Source organism: Fodinibius roseus, from assembly GCF_900129315.1.
In the GTDB taxonomy this organism is placed as follows: domain Bacteria; phylum Bacteroidota; class Rhodothermia; order Balneolales; family Balneolaceae; genus Fodinibius; species Fodinibius roseus.
In genome coordinates, this window is the sequence record NZ_FQUS01000001.1 from 248,132 (window position 1) to 267,509 (window position 19,378).

A 19,378-nucleotide genomic window follows, 5' to 3' on the forward strand; every position below is an offset into this window, starting at 1 on the left:
ATAGGCTCATTTCGGCGAAAAAATGCCGTTTATACGCTCAGGACTTGCTTTTTGCCTTTGTTTTAGTAATTATGCAGAGAGTCATTTACCGCTCGTTGGCTTTTCCTGGGAGCGGCAGCGGTAAGAGAGCGCAAAGAAGAAAGGGGTTGGCTGTGTATGTTATAATGAAACAAGCCGTATTCATATCATTACTGTTGGCATTCATTTCTTGTGGAGTGATGGGAAGCGGGGACGACCGCCCGGATATTCCCGGCAAAATTGTTTTTTCCGCCAAAGACGGGGAAGGGACCTCTCAGATTTACACGATGAACGCAGACGGATCGGACCTGGAGCAGTTAACCCATTTTGGTCCGGAAGGCGGAGCCACAGATCCGGCCTGGAGCCCGGATGGGAAGCTAATCGTCTTTGAGAATTACACCGGGGCGACGACGTTGGGCCCGTACTTGTATGTGATGGATTCGGATGGTACCAATATGCGTCCCCTTAAAAAACGACAACGCGAATCGATTTCTGCCCTGATCGGATCGGCCCCGGCGTGGAGTCCCGACGGGACGAACATTGCCTACCAGGTATGTACGAATTGTGAGCTCGGCGGAAGGGACTATGAAATTGTCGTGGTAGAGGTTGCCGGCAAAGATTACGATCCGGACCAGATTCATGCAATTACTGACCATCCTGCAAGTGATATGAAACCCACCTGGAGTCCGGACGGACAGCGGATTGCCTTTGTCTCAGACCGGGATTATGTGGATGCGGATACGCTGCGGTTCAGAAAGGATTTATATGTGGTGGATACAGATGGGTCGAATCAAAGAAGAATGACGGAAACTGGTTTTGCTAGAGATCCGGTTTGGAATCCAGATAGTAATACCATCGGATTCAGATCTAGTAGCTCATCACTGGGACTTTTCCTAGTGAGTGTACAATCAGGGGTTATCTTTAAAGTTGAGGAAGATTTCTCGACGTCCATCCAACTTTTCCCTGTGGCTTGGTGTCCTGATGGACAGAAATTACTGATAACCGCAAGAGATCAGTCGGAGCCCAGAGATTATTCGCTTTATATAATTGATACTGAAAAGAATGAAACCATTTTAATTCCTTTTGGGCCGACAAATATTGGCGACGCCGACTGGATCGTCCGAACAACCAAATGAGCATACGACAAATATGGTAAAAGAATATGCTTTCCATGAAGCATAAATCACAACAATAAATAAGCCCCCACAATTGCTCCGTCTCCGGGAAGAGTCCAAGAGCAATGCTGCAGGGGCCGGTGTGATCGTGCTGACCCGCTGCTGCAGGTTAGCACGACACACCTCCAATATACAAAAACAATTGGAGGTATCATCATGAAACGACTCATTACCTTACTCGTCCTTTTAGGTTTATCCTTTTCATCCTGCGACTCACCGGTGAGCGATTTAAGCAGTGATCCACAGTCCTCATCCGATGCTGTTGACATCATATCTCAAATACCATCCGGTACGCCCCCGGCAAAGGCTGATTCCATTCGCAAGGCGATCTGGAAGCAATTTAAAGAACAGCACGGTTCCGAATGGAGCATCCGCTGGAGTAAAGATACTGATCTGCCGGCTGCCGGCTTCCGTCTTTTCCGGACAGACCAAGGAAACTTATCCCGGCAAGTCCCAACAAGCGGCCCGGTCTTTTTTAACCCGATACGGGGCGTTGTTTGGGATATCGGATATAAACCAACTGGGTTATACTAAAACCCAAACGCACCGGGGCATACAGCATGTTACCTTTCAACAAACTGTTCAAGGTATTCCAGTGTATGAGGCCGAGTACAAAGTGCATCTGCGCTCTGATGGCCGGGTAGATATGGTCAATGGAAATGGCTGCCGATGATGCGGCTTTTGGAGGTAACCATAACAACCTGATCCAGAATACTTTCGCTGCCCGTGGCGTGGGCAGTTTTGTGCCGCTGGCTGTATCTATGACCGGCCCGGGAATAATTGAGACAGGAGAGCAGGGAACCTGGAACGCCAGTGTAAGCAATGGCAATAGTCCCTACAACTATACATGGCACCGTAGAAAACCCAGAAGTGGTCCCTACCAACAGGTTGGTACCGGGAGTTCCTATTCGGGCTCAGGGAATGGTGACCAGGATTTCGAATTAAAGGTTGTGGTCACCGACTCGGATACAAGATCCGGAACGTCAATGAGGAGGGTAATTGTTGGTGGTATAGATCATCCTTAATACCATTTTTTACCACGGCAAGTCTTCAAGGCTTATCAGGTTTTTTTCTAAACGAATAACTTTTTAAAACCAATTAAGCCTGGCAGGGGTCGAAACCTGTCAGGCTTTTTTTATATGCCTACCCAATCCAGGGATACTCATCCCACTCCGGTTTGCACTTCTCCAGGAAGGCATCGCGGCCCTTTTCGGCTTCGTCGGTCATATAGACCAGGCGCGTGGCTTCGCCGGAGAAGATCTGTGTCCAACCATGCCGTCACCCACCAGAACTTGATCATGCAGAATGATAGGAGCTTAATGAGTTGATTATTCCAGAAGCAGATTTTTATTGGTCCAGATCAGATTCAAACAGGATAAAGAAAATGACATTCAGGCCGAGACAGGTTCGAAGCGTAAAAGAATAAGATCTCTTTTTTTAACGGGTATGGTTAAGATCGTTTCTCCTTTGGCATTAGAAAACTCGATTTCAAAAGTATTGCTATCCAGCTTTTCTACAACCGTCCCCACTTGGCCCTTTGATAGATTTTTTTTAGGGATATTTTTTAAAAGAGCTACTGTATCTAATTCTTTTATTTTTTTCATCTGTTAGGGGGTCCTATGTGTTAACATAACAGGTTATCAAGCGGGGATAATTTTCATCGGATCGTATAATCCAGCCAGTGGTTAAGACACTCTCTTTGCCAAATATACGAATTTTTAGATTGACTGTATATCTTGTGCCGTATTTATCACTAAAGTTAATTTCTGCCAGGCTATCTGGCAGAGAAGAAAGAATTAAATCCTTTAGCAACTCCGCGTCATTTTGTTCTATCCCGAGTTCCGATTTAAAAATACGTGCTTTATGCTTTCCCATCGGATGGGTGGGATTCAAACAGTAATCCCTCAGCTTACGGATGTCTATGACAGCATTTTCAACGTTAGGGAGTTTTTTTCATAGATTTCCATAAGTAAACAAATCAAATTTGGAGCACCTGCATCCGGTTACCCAATCCAGGGATACTCATCCCAGTTCGGTTTGCGCTTTTCCAGGAAGGCATCGCGGCCCTCTTCGGCTTCGTCGGTCATATAGGCCAGGCGCGTGGCTTCTCCGGAGAAGACCTGTTGTCCCACCATCCCGTCATCTACTAAATTAAAAGCGTACTTGATCATCCGGATGGCGGTGGGACTTTTCTCCAGGATCTCCTGCGCCCACCGGTAGGCGGTTTCTTCCAGCTCGTCGTGCGGCACCACCTTGTTGACCATGCCCATCTCGAAAGCTTCCCGGGCGGAGTAATCTCTGCCCAGGAAAAAGATTTCACGGGCTTTCTTTTGTCCCACCTGCCGGGCCAGCAGGGCGGAGCCGAACCCGCCGTCGAAGCTGGCCACATCGGCGTCGGTCTGCTTGAAAATAGCGTGTTCTTTGCTGGCAATCGTCAGATCGCAGACCACGTGCAGGCTGTGTCCCCCGCCCACGGCCCAGCCGGGCACCATGGCAATGACTACCTTGCCCATGAAGCGTATCAGTCGCTGCAGGTCGAGCACGTTGAGGCGCGGTGTTCCGGCATCATCCCTGTAACCGGCCCTGCCCCGCACGTTTTGATCGCCGCCGGAGCAGAAGGCCCACTTGCCGTCCCTGGGCGAGGGACCTTCGCCCGTTAGCAGTACGACCCCGATGGCCTGGTCCTCCCGTACATTCAAAAATGCTTCCTGTAATTCAAATAAGGTCTTGGGACGAAATGCATTGCGGATTTCCGGGCGGTTGATGGCGATGCGTGCTACGCCGTTGGACTTTTTAAAGGTGATGTCTTCGTATTCTTTGACGGTTGTCCAGTTCATAATAATAGAAATGATTTTATTTCGGTTATAAACTTATCGGGATTATCGAGGTGAACGCGGTGTCCCGCTTTGAGCGTTGAAAAACGGGCAGCGGGCAGCCGCTGTTCCAGGCGGCGGTTGATTTGACGGTATTTTTCATCATTGGTTCCGGCCATCAACAGCACTGGTCGGTTTAACGAGGGAAGCTCATCGCAACAGGGACGCATGCTCCCGGTCCCGAAGCCGCGCAGGGAGGCCGCCAGTGCTTCCGGGGACTGACCGCGCTGTATGGCCCTGTATTTCCTATGGAGTTGTTCTTTATTATTGGTTTCGGGGGACGCAAACAGCGGGAGCTGCTGCCAGTGCGTTAAAAACCGGTCAAGATCGGTGGTGATGTCCCGCGCCCGCTGCTCGTCGGTTTGGCGCCGCCGGCTGCGTTGGCGCTCATCGGGAATGCCGCAGTTCGTACTTTCGAGAATGAGTCCCCCGACCAATGCCGGATCCGCCAGGGCGATCTTTAACGCCAGGCGTCCGCCCATGCTGTAGCCGTGCAGAAACCGTCCGTCGTCGACGTCCATATCTGTACTCAGCCGGCGGATGAATGTCCGGATATCCGCCACCTGTTGCTCTTCGCGATAGTCGCCGGGGTCGTCGGACTTCGATGATTGCCCGTGTCCCAACAGATCAATGGTCACCGGATTGCAAAAATCGGCCAATCCGTCGAGAAGATGATCAAACACGCGCTGGTCGCCCATAAATCCATGCAGCAGGAGCAAAAGGGGGAGGCCCGACTGTTGCCTGTGTATCCGGTAGGCGTAGCTGTGATGATTTATTTCGGCAAACATCATGGCGAATAACTCCAGCAGGTTTTGCGCAGCTCCATCGAAGCGTCGGCATTGGTCCGGCATTCGATCACCGATAGCCCGCGGTGCTGCTTTTGCCATTGTTTTAGGTCAAATTGGCGGATCTGCTCAAGGGTTTGAATCCGGTGGCAGGGAATATGAAACGAGGCGGCCAGTCGCTGAACGTCAGCTGACTGCGGGGTTTCGAAGTAGTTTTCAAAATAGGTGTCATGCTGCTCGATCGGCAGCATACGGAAAATCGAGCCCCCGACGTTGTTAATTACAATTACCGTCAGATCCTGGGTCACCGTCTCCCGGTTTAGCAGCGCATTGGCGTCATGCAGGAAGGCGAGGTCCCCGGTAACGAGCACACCCGGCCGGTCGATTCCCAGACTGATGCCCATCGCGGTGGAGGTCACCCCGTCAATGCCGCTTGCCCCCCGGTTTAATAACAGCGGGTGCCGGGTGACCCGGCCTCCGAAAAGTTGGACATCCCGGGCGGGGAAAGAGTTGGAGACGGCGACAAAATGATCATCGGGACATTGAGGCAGCAAGTGATGGTAAATGTGTCCGTCCGTCAGCGCTTCCGGCCCGTTCATTGCCACCTGCAGGTGCTCTTCGGCAAGCAGTTCCTGTCTTTTCCACTTCTTCAGCCACGAATCCCCGCCGGAATCGGGGAGACCGCCCAGCGACAGGGGACGTCCCCCCCAGGGGAGATGCTCGCTTTCGGAGAAGGTGGCGTCCTGCCAGTCGGAGGTGCTCGCAAAGTGTAAGTGATGCCCGGGCTGCCAGTCCCCAAGCGCCTTCTCCAGGCTTTTGGCTGTCGGCTGGAATCCAAACCGCAGCAGCAGATCCGGCTGCAGCTGTTCCCGGACATGTTTATTGCGCAGGAATATTGCAAAGCCGTGGCTAACATGCTGCTGGTCCGGCATGGTGGATTCCGTCAGCACCGGAGCGTTCAGCTTTTTGGCCAGCCCTGCAATGGACCCGGTATCATCGCCCGGGGCAGTGGGACCCACGACGATGAGCGGGCGCCGGGCGGATCGCATTGCCTGCTGTATTTTGTCAGAAAGATGAAAAGAACCATCCTGCCGCCATTCGCTGTTGCCGGACAGGGGTTTATCGCTGTTTTCATCTGATATCTTTTTTACAAAGCCGGGTTCCGGCTCCAGCGGTTTGCGAAAAGGAAAATTGAGATGTACAGGCCCCCGTTTTTGTTGCGATAGACCAACGGCCTGCCGGGACAGCATGGCAAGCCGCTTGAGATCATCATCTCCCAGCCCCGGCTCCCCGACCTCATGAAAGAAGACCGGGTAGCCGCCAAACAGCTTCAGCTGGTCGATCGCCTGGTTGGCGCCGGTCGACCGCAGGTGGGGGGGGCGGTCGGCCGTGGCCAGAATCATCGGCACGCCCGATTGTCGGGCTTCGATGACGGCCGGGAAGTAGTTGGCCGTGGCGGTGCCCGAAGTGCACACAAGCACGGCGGGATGCCCGGTCGCTTTGCCTACCCCCAGGGCCGTAAAAGCAGCGGATCGTTCATCGAGGATAACCTGTTTCCGCAGGCGGGATTGGGCCGCTGCGGCCATGGTCAGGGGAGTGGAACGGGATCCCGGTGAAATAATAACATGGCGCACCCCGGCTTTTAAAAGCCTGCGAAAGAAGATCGTTGCCCAGTAAAAAGGGATGTTTTGAACAGCTATATCAGTCTTCATACCGGAGTGCGGAAAGCATCGGCTTTAACTTGAGATTCGTCTCTTCCCACTCGGACTGCGGGTCGGAATTGGCTACGATGCCGCACCCGGCGAAAAAATGGGCTTGTGTGTCACTGAGGAGTCCGCTCCTGATCCCCACGGCAAATTCTCCGCTTCCGGAGGCGCTAAGCCATCCTACGGGACCTGCATACCAGCCGCGCTCAAAATCTTCCAGCTCCCGGATAAAGGGCGCCGCCTGTTCCCAGGGATACCCCCCGACCGCCGGGGTGGGGTGAAGCTGGCCAAGAATGGACAACACCGTGGCCTCTGGCTTTAAGTCCGCCTGGATCGGTGTATAAAGATGCTGAACGTTTAACAGCTTTTTAACCCGGGGCCGGTCACTGCGATGAATGCTGCGGGCAAAGGGCTGCAGTCGCTGTTCGATATCCCGGACGACAAATTGATGCTCATGCTGGTTTTTGGCACTTACGGAAAGATCGTTCTCCAGGTCGATATCTTCCATCGCTGTCTCCCCGCGTTCCATGCTGCCGGCCAAGGCTTCTGTCCGCAAAAAGTCATGCTGAAAGGCAACCAGTTGTTCAGGAGTAGCTCCCAGGAAACTGTCGCCGCAGGGCGGATGAATTAAAAAACAGCAGCAGTTTTGATACTGGCGGCGCAGCCGGTGCAGCAGTGCGGTGGGGCGGACTGATTCGCCGCGGGGGACCGACAGCCGCCGGGCCAGCACAATCTTTTTAAAAGTTTTCTTGCGAATCTGTTCCCTGGCTTCCTGGACGGATGACATCCAGGCTTCAGAGTCCCGCTTTAACGGGCCGGTGGAAGCAGGGTCTGCGGTCACTGCACCGGGGGATGAATATTGCTTTGATGTGTTGCTCAGTATCCGGTCGATATGATGAAGCTGCTTGATAACTTCTGTATATAACGCATCGGTGGTCTGATGGGGTCTCACATCCAGGGCCACAGTGGCGGAAAGATGATTACCGTCCTGCAGGATAAGCCATCGGGGCACCGTCAGGGATGCCGCTTCAAACGAATGCCAGTCCGCATGATCCAGCTCGTCAAAAAACGAAAAGCCTCCCAGGAACATTAATCCCGCACAGGGGTGGAATACCGAAGAAAAGGAGGCCGTGGCTTCCCGGACGGACTGTTGCCGGCGATGCATATCCGCAAAGCGGTCGGTCCCCCGGGCGGACAGCTGCAGCAGTTGTCCGCTGGCGGCCATGGCAAAATGATCAGAAGGTTTTTCCCAGTAATATTGAAAGGTCTTGCTATCCCAGTTTCGCTCGAGGAAAGAGAGCGGATCAATGGTTCCGACCGGTACTGAAAACGTAGCATAGGAGTTGTTCTCCCGGCGGACTAACTCCTCGATGAACGTTTTGAGTTGCTCATCGGTTTCCCGGTCGAGTTGCAGGGGAAGCTCCATCTTATCTGATAGCAAGTCGGTATCCATAACATGAATTATAAAAAGGAAGTAACTTTCAGAACTTTCAATATAAATTGAAAATAAGTTATTCCATAATCAAATTCACGCACAATTATGGGTTCGGGGCTATGCCGGTTCCGGCATGCTGAAAGATAGTGAGTACGATGCATATCCGGGAAACCCCGCCATCAGGATCAGGCGTGAGGAAGATACTAAAAACTGATAACCGAAAACTCTACCCAAAATTAATCCCCGAAAGGAAGGTTGGAATTCACCAGCTTTTTATCTGAAAACAAATATAATATTTGTGATCCGCTTTAATCGTCAGATTCGAAAGGATTATATATGCCGTATTCCGTGGGGTCATACTCGGCGAGGACGAAAAAGTGTTTCCAGGCCTCCCTGCTATCCCCGTTTTCATCCACCCAGTTCGGGTGACTCTGTTTAATGAGTCCCACTGCGCGTTCGGCATATTCAATGCGCTCTTCTTCCTCCTTAATGCGGGGGAGGGAGGCAATCATCCGGTCTAAATTGTAGCCGCAGTCAAAATCTTTAGGCTTTTTCTGTTTTACAAACATTGCGTTATCTGTCATAGGTTTTATGTTATCGTACAGAAGATAACAGCCTTGGAGATCGGAATAAAGGAGGGAAGCCATTTTTTTAAAATTACCAACAATAAAAGAGGAAATATCATTATTATAAGCTGTTGACAACGGTTTCCCGGCATATTCGGCGAGCTAATACAAAATGCCTATATTATGGGATATTGGTTTAATTTTAATGTTAAAGAACGATCCACATTTTTTAATGTATTACAACTCTATTTTAGAAACGATCGGTGATACCCCACTCATAAGGTTAAATACTCTGGCGGATGACCTGGAGGGTACGATTCTCGTGAAGGTGGAATATTTTAATCCCGGTCAAAGTGTTAAAGATCGAATCGGGCTGAAAATGATAGAAGATGCCGAGGAAAAAGGACTTATTGAGCCCGGGGGGACGATCATTGAGGGGACATCCGGCAATACCGGCATGGGGTTGGCCCTGGCAGCCGCTATCAAGGGCTATGACTGTATTTTTACCACCACGGATAAACAGAGTAAGTCGAAAATTGATATTCTCCGGGCCATGGGGGCGGAAGTGAGGGTTTGTCCCACAAATGTAGAACCGGACGATCCGCGGAGCTACTATTCCGTAGCCAAACGTCTCAGTGAAGAGATTCCCAATTCGTACTATCCCAACCAGTATGATAATCCCAGTAACACCCAGGCGCATTATGAAACTACCGGTCCCGAAATATGGGATCAAACCGGGGGAGCCATTACTCATTATGTTGCCGGTATGGGGACCGGCGGCACCATTTCCGGGGTCTCCAGATATTTGAAAGAGCAAAACGAAAAGACCCAAACGATTGGTGTGGATAGTGACGGCTCGGTGTATAAAAAATATTTTGAAACCGGGGAGTTTGATAAAGAGGAGATTCATCCCTATCTAACAGAAGGAATAGGGGAGGATATTATTCCAGGCAATATGGATTTTGATCTGGTGGATAAGGTCATGCAGGTTAGTGACAAGGATGCCTTTTTAATGACCCGCGCTCTCGCAGAGAAAGAGGGGCTGTTTGTCGGCGGTTCATGTGGGGCAGCGGTTTACGGGGCCCTGGAGTATGCGAGGGATAACGACTTTGGGAAAGATGATCTGATGGTTATTATTCTTCCCGACAGCGGTGCCCGATATGTGTCCAAGATCTTTAACGATGAATGGATGAGCGAACACGGATTTTTAGATGCTGAATAAAGAGTAAATTCACTTAATCTTAAAAAGAACAGGCAATAGATATATTATGGCAGATCAAACACAGGATATGAAGCAGGGACAGGTAGAGATTGAACTTCCCGAAGAGGAGGCCTCCGGTACCTATTCGAACCTGGTCATGATTTCGCACTCTGCATCTGAATTTATCCTGGATTTCATCTCGGTCATGCCCGGTCGCCCCAAGGCGAAAGTGGTGAAACGGATGGTACTCACCCCGGATCATGCCAAACGGCTGGCCAATGCACTATCGGAAAATATCAGACGTTTTGAGAATGAAAATGGTCCGATCAGCAGCAACGACCAGTTGGATGTTCCGTTTAACTATCGGGGTCCCACACCAGAAGCGTAGAAACACCTCCTGAATATGTTCGATTTTCTCAAACAGCTTTTTAATAAACAGGATCGGGGACTAACCTTTGTGATCTTTGATGATCAGGAGCCCGAACCTTCGAACAGTTATCGCTTCAAGCCGGCCAGGTTATTATATCTTTTCTATGGCTCACTGGCTGTAACGGCCCTGTTTGTATTCGTGCTCCTTAAGTTTACCCCGGTATCGGAACTGTTTGCTTCGCAGGCTGAAAAGAACCTCCGGGAGCAGGCGATTGCCATTTCGGAGCAGGTACGAATGCTGCAGGATTCGCTGCAGGCACGCGATGCACAGCTTAACCAAATGAAGCGGGCTATATCTACCGGGAACGATACGGTATTTTCGGTTGACCAGGCGGAACAGGGAGTGCCGAATAACGACTCGAAAAAAAACTGGGAACATGAATCATTTTATGCAGTAGATACTATATCGGATACTGTATTATTGAAGAATGAGATAGTATTTTCCGATCTGTTTGAAAAAGAGCCTGTGTTTCCCACCAGCTACCCGCTGGATGGTACCCTCACACGGGGGTTTAATCCTGAGAAAGGACATTATGGGGTTGACATTGCTACTGAAAGGGGCACCCCTTTTAAAGCGATGGCTGACGGGGCCGTTGTTAACCAAAACTGGTCCGTAAATTATGGCTGGATTTTATATATTCAGCACAGTGGTAATATGGTTTCCATATATAAACATGCGGAGGACCTTTCAAAATCGATCGGTGATATTGTATCAAAAGGTGATATTTTGGGAACCGCCGGAAATACAGGTATCATGAGTTCGGGACCTCATTTGCATGTGGAAATATGGAAGAACGGTATTCCGCAAAATCCTAATTTATATCTCATCAAATCGTAAAACTGTAGCTATATGTTCAATAACAATAAGGATAAAAAGGACAAGACCAATAAAAAACCTATGAGTTCAAATAACAGTGATAAAAACTTACCCTCAGTCAATATGATTAGTGAAGGCACTACTTTGGAAGGAGTACTCAAAACGGAAAGTGATATTCGCGTTGCAGGTACAGTAGACGGCGAAGCAAATGCCAAAGGCAAAGTAATTGTCTCCTCAACCGGAGAAATCAAAGGCAATATCAAAGCGGCGGATGCAGATGTTGCCGGGAAGGTAGATGGGGAAATTAAGGTTACGAATAAATTGATCCTGCGCGAATCGGCATTAGTTGAAGGTGATATCTATACCAAAACTCTGCTGGTTGAAGAAGGAGCACAGATCAATGGCGGCTTCAATATGACGGAAGACAAATCGAATTCCGGTAGCAAAAAGAAAAAAACAAACGGATTGTCGGGTTCCTTCAATAAAAAGACCGACAAAAAAGACACCGGAAAAAAGAAGACAAAGGAAACGGATAATAAGTAGCATAGCTGATTGAGCGATCAAAATAAGCTTTCGGAATACTTACCTTACCTTTCATTAGGGTTGGAGATTGCTGCAGCCCTGGCATTTCCCATTCTGTTGGGATTCTGGCTGGATAGCTATCTCGGTTGGCAACCCTGGTTGCTCTTGACAGGTTGTCTGGTGGGTATTGTCAATATTTTTCTGCTCATTTTCAGATTAAACGAACGGCTCAATCAAGATTGAGGTGGTGGAGGAGCGTTACCGTTATAGGAATATTGTATACACATTCCTTCGATGGAGTATCCTGACACTGGCAGGCACACTGTGTTACTCCTTCCTGTGGGCTCCCTCGCATATGGGGGAGATGGCACTGGCTTATCTGTTGAGTTTCCTTTTTGTAGCATCCTACTATCCTGTCCTCCGGAATTTCCGGGAAGCAAGGCACAAAATATTTTACCGGCGGTTTTTGACAGTTCTGGCTCTTCGTTTCGTCTTCGTTTTGATTATGCTGGTGGTTATTTTGATGGTGACAAAATTCCACCAAATTTATTTTACAGTTAGTTTCATAATTTTGTATATTCTCCATTCTGTAATTGAGATCATTTTAATCAACAAAGTACTGCAAACTGACAACTAAAAAGTAAATGCTACAGGCCTTTCGGCGCGTTTTCGTTTCCTTACTGATTTTCTTTTGTGTTACACCTTTTGTAAAAGCTGCAGAGACCGGCGAACAAAGTTCGGATTCTCCCATCGATGTTATAGGAAAGGTCGTAGACCATCATTATTTGGCTTTGCCGGGTTATGAATTGCATCTCCCCCGCATTCTGCTGGTTGATGGAGAGTGGTATTTCTATGCAAGTACCCAGGCAGCCCTGGACTCAGGAGCGTTTGTTGAAGAAGATGGAGCGCTGGTTCCCGCCGGCGGCAGTGAGATTTCCCTGGATATGTCCATAACCTCTCATCTTATGTATGTATGGTTTGGTGTACTGTTGACCCTTTGGCTGACGATCGCGATGGCCCGCCGATATAAGAGGGGAACAGGACGGAAAACAGAACCCATAGGATGGTTTCAGAACCTTTTTGAGATCACCTTTGTGTTTGTGCAGGATGAAATTGCACAAAAAAACATTCCGGACGACAAGTACCGTAAATTTGTCCCCTATCTTTTCGCGGTTTTTGTAGCTATTACATTTATGAACTTATTTGGTTTAATGCCCTGGGGCGTTACGGCAACAGCTGATATTACGGTAACGGCTATTTTGGCTTTTTTCACCTTTGTGATCACACAGTGGAACGGATCAAAAGATCACTGGGAGCATGTGTTTTGGTTTCCGGGCGTGCCTCCGCTGATGCGTGTTATTCTTACGCCCATTGAAATTATCGGGCTTTTTACCAAGCCTTTTGCCCTGGCTGTACGTTTGTTTGCAAATATGCTCTCGGGCAAAATTATGATCATCTGTATTTTGGGACTGATCTTTATTTTTACGGATCTTTTCGGAGCGGCTGCGGGCGTGGGCGTGAGTTTCTTGTCCGTTCCCCTGACGGCTGCCCTGTATATATTAAAAGCTTTTATCGGAGTTTTGCAGGCTTATATATTTACGCTGCTTTCCGCCGTGTTTATCGGGATGGCAGCGGAAGAGCATGAGCATCATGAAGAAGGAATTGAAGCTCATGCTTGATTTCACTTTTTACTCATACGCAATAATCTAAACATCAACAAAACATAACAGGTAAATACTATGGGTTTATTAGCAGCAGGAATCGGAGCAGGAATTGTAGCAGTCGGAGCCGGTATTGGAATCGGGATGATCGGTAAGGGTGCTACCGAAAGTATTGCTCGTCAACCTGAAGCTTCCGGTGACATTCGGGGTGCCATGATTTTGACAGCTGCCCTTATTGAGGGTGTGGCGCTTATTGGTGCTATTGTCTGTATTCTTCTCGCGCTCGGAGTGTAAGTGGTAAATAAATAACAGATAATCTTACAAACACCGAATCATGACGCTATTATTAGCAGGTGGAGGCGGAATACTCTCCTTTAACGGGGGGTTTGCTATCTGGGTTCTTATTACTATGATCCTCTTTTTGTGGATCATGGGAAAATATGCCGTGCCTCTCATTATGGATGCACTCGAGGAACGGGAAGGTCGCATCAAAGATTCTTTGGAGTCGGCTGAAAAGGCTCTCAACCGGGCTGAAAAGCTTTCCAAAGATAATGAGAAGGCGCTGAGAGAAGCGGAGCGGAAAGCTCAGCAAATTCGAAAGGAGGCAATCGAGGAAGCTGAAATGCTCCGTGCCGAGCGGATTGAGAAGTCTAAAGAAGAGGCTGCCCAACTGATTAGCCAGGCTAAAGAAACGATTGAACAGGAAAAGAAACGCGCGCTCATGGAGCTTCGCGATGAAGTCGTTCATCTTGCCATGCAGTCTGCCTCCAAAATAATCGATGCTGAATTGGATACCCGGAAAAACAGCGAGTTAGTGGATAACTTTATCGAAGACGTCTCTAAAAACTAAGGTTTATAAGGCAGATGCATTCAACCAAAGCGGCCAGAAGATATGCCACGGCTCTTTTAGAGGTGGCAAAAGAGCGGAATGAGCTTGATGAAATTCTCGATGATATTACCCTCATCCGGAATACCATGGAGGACTCAAAAGAGCTTGGAACGTTTTTGAAAAGTCCGATCATCAAATTTGATGACAAGGTAGCGGTACTCGATGAGCTTTTTTTTGACAACTTGCAGGAAGCTACCCGGCTTTTTATCAAATTGCTGGCACGCAAAGACCGAATAAACCTGTTGGAGGATGTCGTGAATGCTTTCGTCGCCAAATATAAAGAGCATGCCGGCATTATTACCATTGACGTGTTTGTCGCTGAGGAGCTGAATGAAGAGCAGCGGGAATCCCTGCACCGCACGCTGGAGAAAAAAACGCAGAAGAACGTTGACCTCAACCTTACCCTTGATGAATCACTGAAGGGGGGGATGGCTGTCCGGATTGACGACACGGTCATAGATGGTACGGTTAAACATCAATTGGCCAAGCTTGAAGAATCCCTGCTTTCAACTGCTGTAGAATAGAAATTAAATACGTTTTAAATCACATTAAAACCAATGAGTCAAGTTAGACCAGACGAAGTTTCAGCAATATTACGAAAACAATTGTCCGGCTTCGACAGCGAAGCGGACGTCTATGACGTGGGAACAGTCCTCGAAGTAGGGGACGGCATCGCCCGCGTATACGGTTTGTCTAAAGTACAGGCCGGAGAGCTTGTGGATTTACCGGATTCAAAGGATAAGGACGGAAATTCTGTACGCGGAATGGTGCTGAATCTCGAAGAAGATAATGTGGGTATCGTGCTCTTCGGATCGATAAGTGCTGTTGAAGAAGGGGATACGGTACGTAGGACCAAGGATATTGCATCCATCAATGTAGGCGATGGCCTGCTGGGTCGTGTGATCGATCCGCTGGGACGACCGCTTGACGGCAAGGGACCCATCTCCGGGGATACGATACGTATTCCGCTGGAGCGAAAGGCCCCCGGTGTAATTTACAGAGAGCCGGTAACACAGCCGGTTCAGACCGGGATTAAAGCGATCGATTCGCTGATTCCCATCGGACGGGGTCAGCGGGAGCTGATTATCGGGGATCGCCAGACGGGGAAAACATCCGTAGCTGTCGATACGATTATTAACCAGCGGGAAACCCAGGACACTGATAAGCCTGTTCATTGTATTTATGTAGCTGTGGGTCAAAAAGGATCTACCGTAGCAGGCATCGCAAAAGCCCTTGAAGACAACAATGCGATCGATTATTCGACCATTGTTTCGGCTCCTGCCAGCTCCAGTGCACCTATGCGCTTCATTGCACCTTTTGCAGGTGCGGCGATCGGGGAGTACTTCCGGGATACCGGCCGGCACTCACTTGTAATCTATGATGACCTTTCGAAACAGGCTGTTGCTTATCGCGAGCTTTCATTACTATTGAGGCGACCTCCGGGACGTGAAGCCTATCCGGGCGATGTGTTTTATCTTCACAGTCGCCTGCTGGAACGTGCGGCTAAAATTATTGAGGATGATGAGATTGCAAAACAGATGAATAATGTGCCCGAACAGCTAAAGCCTCTGATGAAAGGCGGCGGATCAATGACCGCCCTGCCTATCATTGAAACACAGGCCGGGGATGTCTCCGCATATATCCCGACGAACGTAATTTCGATTACGGATGGACAGATTTTCCTGGATACCGACCTGTTTAACTCGGGCGTTCGTCCCGCCATCGATGTGGGTACCTCGGTATCGCGCGTGGGGGGATCGGCACAGGTTAAATCGATGAAAAAGCTGGCCGGCACCATGAAGCTTGATCTGGCGCAATACCGCGAGCTTGAGGCATTTGCCAAATTTGGTTCTGATCTGGATCCTTCCACACAGCGACAGTTGAAAAGGGGGGAGCGTACCGTTGAGCTCCTGAAACAGGATATCTACCAACCGCTTGCGGTTCAGGAGCAGATTGCCCTGTTGAAAATAAACAGCGAGGGCTTACTGGAAGACCTGGCTGTGGATCAAATTCAGGAATTTGAAGAAAACTATCTTGAGACGGTTAATGTGAAGTTTGATGATGAGATGGCAGACCTGGCAAAATCCGGTAAACTGGATGATGAGTTCGGGGAAAAACTCATGAAAACAGCCCGAACGATAATCGATCAAATGACAGTCTCTGACGACTCCTAACTTATGGCTAACCTTCGAGACATACGAAACCGTATTGAATCGGTAAAAAATACGCGTCAGATAACCAAGGCCATGAAAATGGTTGCGGCCGCGAAATTGCGGAAGGCTCAGGATCGTATCATTGCTACCCGGCCCTATGCCGGTAAAATGAAGGAAATTGTGGCGCGATTGGTTACCGATGCCTCCGAGGAGTACCAGTTGCTGAGAGAGCCGGAAACTACCGATAAAGTACTTCTTATTATTATCAGTTCGGATCGGGGGCTATGTGGAGCGTTTAATAACAATTTGTTTAAAATGGTCGAAAAAACCATTGAAAAGGATTATTTGGAATATAAGAAAGAGGGAACGCTTTCGCTTGCGTGCGTCGGGAGAAAAGCAATCAAGCATTTTGGGAAAAGAAATTACAACATTGTTGCCGAATACCCGAACTTTTTTGACGAAGTGAAGTTTCCCAAAGTATCCGCAATTATGCGGAAAGTGATCGGGCAGTTTAATGACGGAGTATATGACGAGGTAAAACTTGCTTACAACGAGTTTAAATCCGTGATTGCCCAGAATCGAATTGTAGAATCTGTGTTACCCATTGAACCGGAGTCTCTGGTAAACAAAGAGGAAGAGGTTGCTAAGCAAAGGGAGTATATTTATGAGCCGAATGTAGATGAAATTCTTAAGAAACTATTACCTTCTCACTTGAATTTACAGTTTTGGAAGGCTGTCCTTGAATCGAATGCGGCTGAACAGGGCGCACGAATGACGGCCATGGATAACGCAACGGAGAACGCAAACGAGCTTCAGGAAGATCTTGAGCTCGAATACAACCGGGCTCGTCAAAGTGCTATTACTACGGAAATTTCAGAAATTATTTCGGGTGCACAGGCGCTTGAAGATACCTAATTGAGGTAAACTTCTTTTCTTAATTTATTAATGAATAGGAGGGATGGCAGAGTGGTCGAATGCGGCGGTCTTGAAAACCGTTGAGGCCTTATGGTCTCCGGGGGTTCGAATCCCTCTCCCTCCGCATTCAAGCCCTTCAGAAATGACTGAAGGGCTTTTTTTTTAAATAAACGAGACGGTTGGACGTTAATCACCCAAATGCTATTGAATAAGTTTCATTGCCATGAAAAAATATATCGTTGTCTTATCACTGTTTCTACTGGGTTGTCCGCTGGGAACCTATGCACAGGATACGGTCCGGGTATCGTTGCAAGAGTTTATTGACCGGGGAATGAAAAATGCGGGACAGTTGAAATATGAGCGTCAAAAAGTCAATATTGCGGAAAACCAGGTTTCCCAGGCAAATGCAAAAAGATATTTACCTGAATTCAATCTGAGCACGCAGCATGGGGTGGTCCCGGGGGTGACAAGTAATACCGATCTCTCTGAGGATGAATATTACCTGGATCCAGACCTGGAAAATGACTGGGAGAACTGGGCTGTCTTTACCCGGGCAGAGGTGAATGCTGTTCAGCCACTCTTTACCTGGGGAGCACTGAGCAACGCCGTTAAAGCAGCTGAATCGGCCGCTGTAGCAGCCAAAGAACAATTTGAGCAGCAGCAGGCCGATCTTAAAGTACGATTGATTGAACTGTATCAAAGTCATTTGCTGACTCAAGAAATCATGCGTCTTCTTGATGAAGCGACGGGTACCATCAACGATATTGAAAAACAGCTGGAGGAAAAAGAGAAGGAGGGAGCAGAAGATTTTGATGAATCAGACTTTTTCAAGTTTAAAATTTTTAAATCCGAGTTTGCAACGCGGGCCACAGAGGTTCAGGAGAGCGCGGCTATGACTCGCCGCATCTGGGATTACGTCATGCAGTCGGAAGAAGGCACGGTTTATTTGCCGGAAACGCGGTTTTTGGATCCCGTTCCTGAGGAACTGAAAGAGATCGATTTCTACCGGATGAATGCCATCAAGCAGCGATCGGAAGTTAAGGCGATAGAAGCGGGTATCGATGCGGCGGAGTACGGGCTAAGAGCCCAGAAAAGTCAGACCCTGCCTGCCCTGGTGCTCGGACTGAGAGGAAGCTTTGCCAACACGCCCAACCGTCCCCGGCAGAGTAATCCTTTTATTATCAATAATTCCAACTATCTGTCTGCATCATTCGGCCTGGTTATTCGCCAGAATCTGGACTTTTTAAGCATCAACGCTGACATTGAGAGAAGGCAGCTGCAACACCGGCAGGCAAAATATTTAAAGGAGGCAGCCGTTGATGGTATCGTATTGGAAATCAATGAAGCCTATAAAAAGGCTTCTTTGTCGAAGGTAAAGGTGGAGAATACCGACGATGCTCTTGTTACCAGCAAAAAATGGTTGCGGCAGGAACAATTGGACTACGACTTTGGTATAGGAGACACAAAAGATCTGATTGACGCCATGCAGAAAGAGCTTGAGCTGCGTGTAAAAAAGAAGCGCGATATCTTTGAGCTCAACAAAAATATGATTCAACTATATCGGAAATCTGGATTACCGATAACGCAAATATTTAATAATGAATAGTGATATGAATTATTTTTATACCTTTCCCCTCGTATTTTTAATGGCCCTGTTCAGTTTCCTGCTCATCCGACCGGCAGAAAGCGTTGCCCAGAAAAGTGAAGCTGCTGTCAAGCAATTGCTGGAAGATCGCGACGAGGAAATAAAGGAGCTCCTGGGTCCCAAAGGCACTGAATACACCCAGGGGCAGCGCGAAAAGCTTAAAAATATTATAAACGGAATTATCGACTACCGGGCCATGGCTCAGTTCGCACTGCAGGACACCTATGATACGCTTTCGGAAGAAGAGCGGGAAGAATTTGTAGATCTTTTCTCAACGATTATCCGGGATCAATCCCTGAATAAACTGGATATTTACCGGGCAGAGGTCAAATATGAGGAAGTATCGGTTGAGGGAGACAAAGCCGAGGTACGGACCATGGCCCATCTGGAGGACGTTCGTACCCCCGTAGGATATACGATGAAATATACCGATAACAACGAGTGGGTGATGACCGACATGATCATTGATGATGTTTCCACGGCAGCGTCATATCGCCGACAGTTTCAAAACATTATCCGAAAAAAAGGATTTGATTCACTCCTCGAAACCCTCCGAAAACGGGCAGCCAAATAAATAGGTTTATTAAT

At 48.5% G+C, this 19,378-nt stretch carries 23 protein-coding genes, 1 tRNA gene and 2 pseudogenes; 18 read left to right on the forward strand and 8 right to left on the reverse strand.

All coding sequences use genetic code 11. From position 1 onward, the window contains the following. Positions 1-164 precede the first annotated feature (164 nt). The 4 genes from BUB16_RS00975 to BUB16_RS00985 all read left to right on the forward strand — a co-directional run bounded on the left by BUB16_RS00975 (position 165) and on the right by BUB16_RS00985 (position 2,218). A complete protein-coding gene (locus tag BUB16_RS00975; RefSeq protein WP_170864234.1) occupies positions 165-1,154 on the forward strand; it encodes a TolB family protein in 990 nt (329 codons plus the stop codon). Between the two features lie 195 nt (positions 1,155-1,349). After that, entirely contained in the window at positions 1,350-1,727 is a 378-nt protein-coding gene (locus tag BUB16_RS00980; protein ID WP_244545613.1) for a hypothetical protein, read from the forward strand. A gap of 61 nt (positions 1,728-1,788) precedes the next feature. Further along, positions 1,789-1,866 (forward strand): hypothetical protein, encoded by a 78-nt coding sequence (locus BUB16_RS22125; protein ID WP_350354124.1) that lies wholly within the window; start codon positions 1,789-1,791, stop codon positions 1,864-1,866. Beyond that, positions 1,853-2,218 carry a hypothetical protein gene (locus tag BUB16_RS00985; RefSeq protein WP_139240135.1) on the forward strand — a complete coding sequence of 122 codons (366 nt, stop codon included), beginning with the start codon at positions 1,853-1,855 and terminating at the stop codon, positions 2,216-2,218. The genes BUB16_RS22125 and BUB16_RS00985 overlap by 14 nt, the downstream gene beginning before the upstream one ends. 118 nt (positions 2,219-2,336) lie before the next feature. Here the strand turns inward: BUB16_RS00985 and BUB16_RS22130 are convergent. The 8 genes and pseudogenes from BUB16_RS22130 to BUB16_RS01020 form a co-directional block, all read right to left on the reverse strand. After that, positions 2,337-2,482, reverse strand: a pseudogene (locus BUB16_RS22130) (1,4-dihydroxy-2-naphthoyl-CoA synthase); the annotation flags it as partial. A 102-nt stretch (positions 2,483-2,584) separates the two neighbouring features. Next, positions 2,585-2,797 carry a DUF4926 domain-containing protein gene (locus BUB16_RS00990; RefSeq protein WP_073058948.1) on the reverse strand — a complete coding sequence of 71 codons (213 nt, stop codon included), beginning with the start codon at positions 2,795-2,797 and terminating at the stop codon, positions 2,585-2,587. Between the two features lie 13 nt (positions 2,798-2,810). Then, positions 2,811-3,131: pseudogene (locus BUB16_RS22135) on the reverse strand (DUF6883 domain-containing protein); the annotation flags it as partial. A 65-nt stretch (positions 3,132-3,196) separates the two neighbouring features. Beyond that, the gene (locus tag BUB16_RS01000) at positions 3,197-4,030 is read right to left on the reverse strand and encodes a 1,4-dihydroxy-2-naphthoyl-CoA synthase (RefSeq protein ID WP_073058950.1); all 834 of its coding nucleotides are present in this window, start codon (positions 4,028-4,030) and stop codon (positions 3,197-3,199) included. Continuing rightward, positions 4,027-4,953, reverse strand: coding sequence for an alpha/beta fold hydrolase (locus BUB16_RS01005; protein ID WP_084087935.1), 927 nt, complete (start codon positions 4,951-4,953; stop codon positions 4,027-4,029). Before BUB16_RS01005 ends, BUB16_RS01000 begins: the two co-directional genes overlap by 4 nt. Continuing rightward, positions 4,854-6,563, reverse strand: a complete 1,710-nt coding sequence (gene menD / locus BUB16_RS01010) for a 2-succinyl-5-enolpyruvyl-6-hydroxy-3-cyclohexene-1-carboxylic-acid synthase (RefSeq protein ID WP_073058952.1) — start codon at positions 6,561-6,563, stop codon at positions 4,854-4,856. Before menD ends, BUB16_RS01005 begins: the two co-directional genes overlap by 100 nt. Continuing rightward, positions 6,553-8,010 carry an isochorismate synthase gene (locus BUB16_RS01015; RefSeq protein ID WP_073058953.1) on the reverse strand — a complete coding sequence of 486 codons (1,458 nt, stop codon included), beginning with the start codon at positions 8,008-8,010 and terminating at the stop codon, positions 6,553-6,555. Before BUB16_RS01015 ends, menD begins: the two co-directional genes overlap by 11 nt. 290 nt (positions 8,011-8,300) lie before the next feature. Next, positions 8,301-8,576: a DUF4290 domain-containing protein gene (locus BUB16_RS01020; RefSeq protein ID WP_244545614.1), complete on the reverse strand. Its 276-nt coding sequence runs from the start codon at positions 8,574-8,576 to the stop codon at positions 8,301-8,303. A gap of 214 nt (positions 8,577-8,790) precedes the next feature. Here BUB16_RS01020 and BUB16_RS01025 point away from each other — a divergent pair, with 214 nt between their 5' ends. The 14 genes from BUB16_RS01025 (at position 8,791) to BUB16_RS01095 (ending at position 19,364) form a co-directional block, all read left to right on the forward strand. After that, positions 8,791-9,780 (forward strand): PLP-dependent cysteine synthase family protein, encoded by a 990-nt coding sequence (locus tag BUB16_RS01025; protein WP_073058954.1) that lies wholly within the window; start codon positions 8,791-8,793, stop codon positions 9,778-9,780. Between the two features lie 46 nt (positions 9,781-9,826). Beyond that, on the forward strand, positions 9,827-10,147 hold the full coding sequence (locus BUB16_RS01030) for a DUF3467 domain-containing protein (protein WP_073058955.1): 321 nt from the start codon (positions 9,827-9,829) through the stop codon (positions 10,145-10,147). 15 nt (positions 10,148-10,162) lie between these two features. Beyond that, complete coding sequence (locus tag BUB16_RS01035) at positions 10,163-11,026, forward strand: M23 family metallopeptidase (protein WP_073058956.1); 864 nt, start codon at positions 10,163-10,165, stop codon at positions 11,024-11,026. 12 nt (positions 11,027-11,038) lie between these two features. Further along, positions 11,039-11,548 (forward strand): bactofilin family protein, encoded by a 510-nt coding sequence (locus tag BUB16_RS01040; RefSeq protein ID WP_073058957.1) that lies wholly within the window; start codon positions 11,039-11,041, stop codon positions 11,546-11,548. A gap of 9 nt (positions 11,549-11,557) precedes the next feature. Beyond that, positions 11,558-11,770, forward strand: coding sequence for an AtpZ/AtpI family protein (locus tag BUB16_RS01045; protein ID WP_073058958.1), 213 nt, complete (start codon positions 11,558-11,560; stop codon positions 11,768-11,770). A 401-nt stretch (positions 11,771-12,171) separates the two neighbouring features. Further along, complete coding sequence (gene atpB, locus BUB16_RS01055) at positions 12,172-13,206, forward strand: F0F1 ATP synthase subunit A (protein WP_073058960.1); 1,035 nt, start codon at positions 12,172-12,174, stop codon at positions 13,204-13,206. 60 nt (positions 13,207-13,266) lie between these two features. After that, entirely contained in the window at positions 13,267-13,482 is a 216-nt protein-coding gene (gene atpE / locus BUB16_RS01060) for an ATP synthase F0 subunit C (RefSeq protein ID WP_073058961.1), read from the forward strand. Positions 13,483-13,522: 40 nt separating this feature from the next. Continuing rightward, positions 13,523-14,038 (forward strand): F0F1 ATP synthase subunit B, encoded by a 516-nt coding sequence (gene atpF / locus BUB16_RS01065; RefSeq protein ID WP_073058962.1) that lies wholly within the window; start codon positions 13,523-13,525, stop codon positions 14,036-14,038. Positions 14,039-14,052: 14 nt separating this feature from the next. Further along, positions 14,053-14,601 (forward strand): ATP synthase F1 subunit delta, encoded by a 549-nt coding sequence (gene atpH / locus BUB16_RS01070; RefSeq protein WP_073058963.1) that lies wholly within the window; start codon positions 14,053-14,055, stop codon positions 14,599-14,601. 33 nt (positions 14,602-14,634) lie between these two features. Next, positions 14,635-16,251: a F0F1 ATP synthase subunit alpha gene (gene atpA / locus BUB16_RS01075; protein WP_073058964.1), complete on the forward strand. Its 1,617-nt coding sequence runs from the start codon at positions 14,635-14,637 to the stop codon at positions 16,249-16,251. Positions 16,252-16,254: 3 nt separating this feature from the next. Then, positions 16,255-17,145 (forward strand): ATP synthase F1 subunit gamma, encoded by an 891-nt coding sequence (gene atpG / locus BUB16_RS01080; protein ID WP_073058965.1) that lies wholly within the window; start codon positions 16,255-16,257, stop codon positions 17,143-17,145. 37 nt (positions 17,146-17,182) lie between these two features. Beyond that, positions 17,183-17,269, forward strand: a tRNA-Ser gene (locus BUB16_RS01085). 99 nt (positions 17,270-17,368) lie between these two features. Beyond that, positions 17,369-18,751, forward strand: coding sequence for a TolC family protein (locus BUB16_RS01090; protein WP_073058966.1), 1,383 nt, complete (start codon positions 17,369-17,371; stop codon positions 18,749-18,751). 4 nt (positions 18,752-18,755) lie between these two features. Further along, entirely contained in the window at positions 18,756-19,364 is a 609-nt protein-coding gene (locus BUB16_RS01095; RefSeq protein WP_073059143.1) for an MlaC/ttg2D family ABC transporter substrate-binding protein, read from the forward strand. The last annotated feature ends 14 nt before the right edge of the window (positions 19,365-19,378 follow it).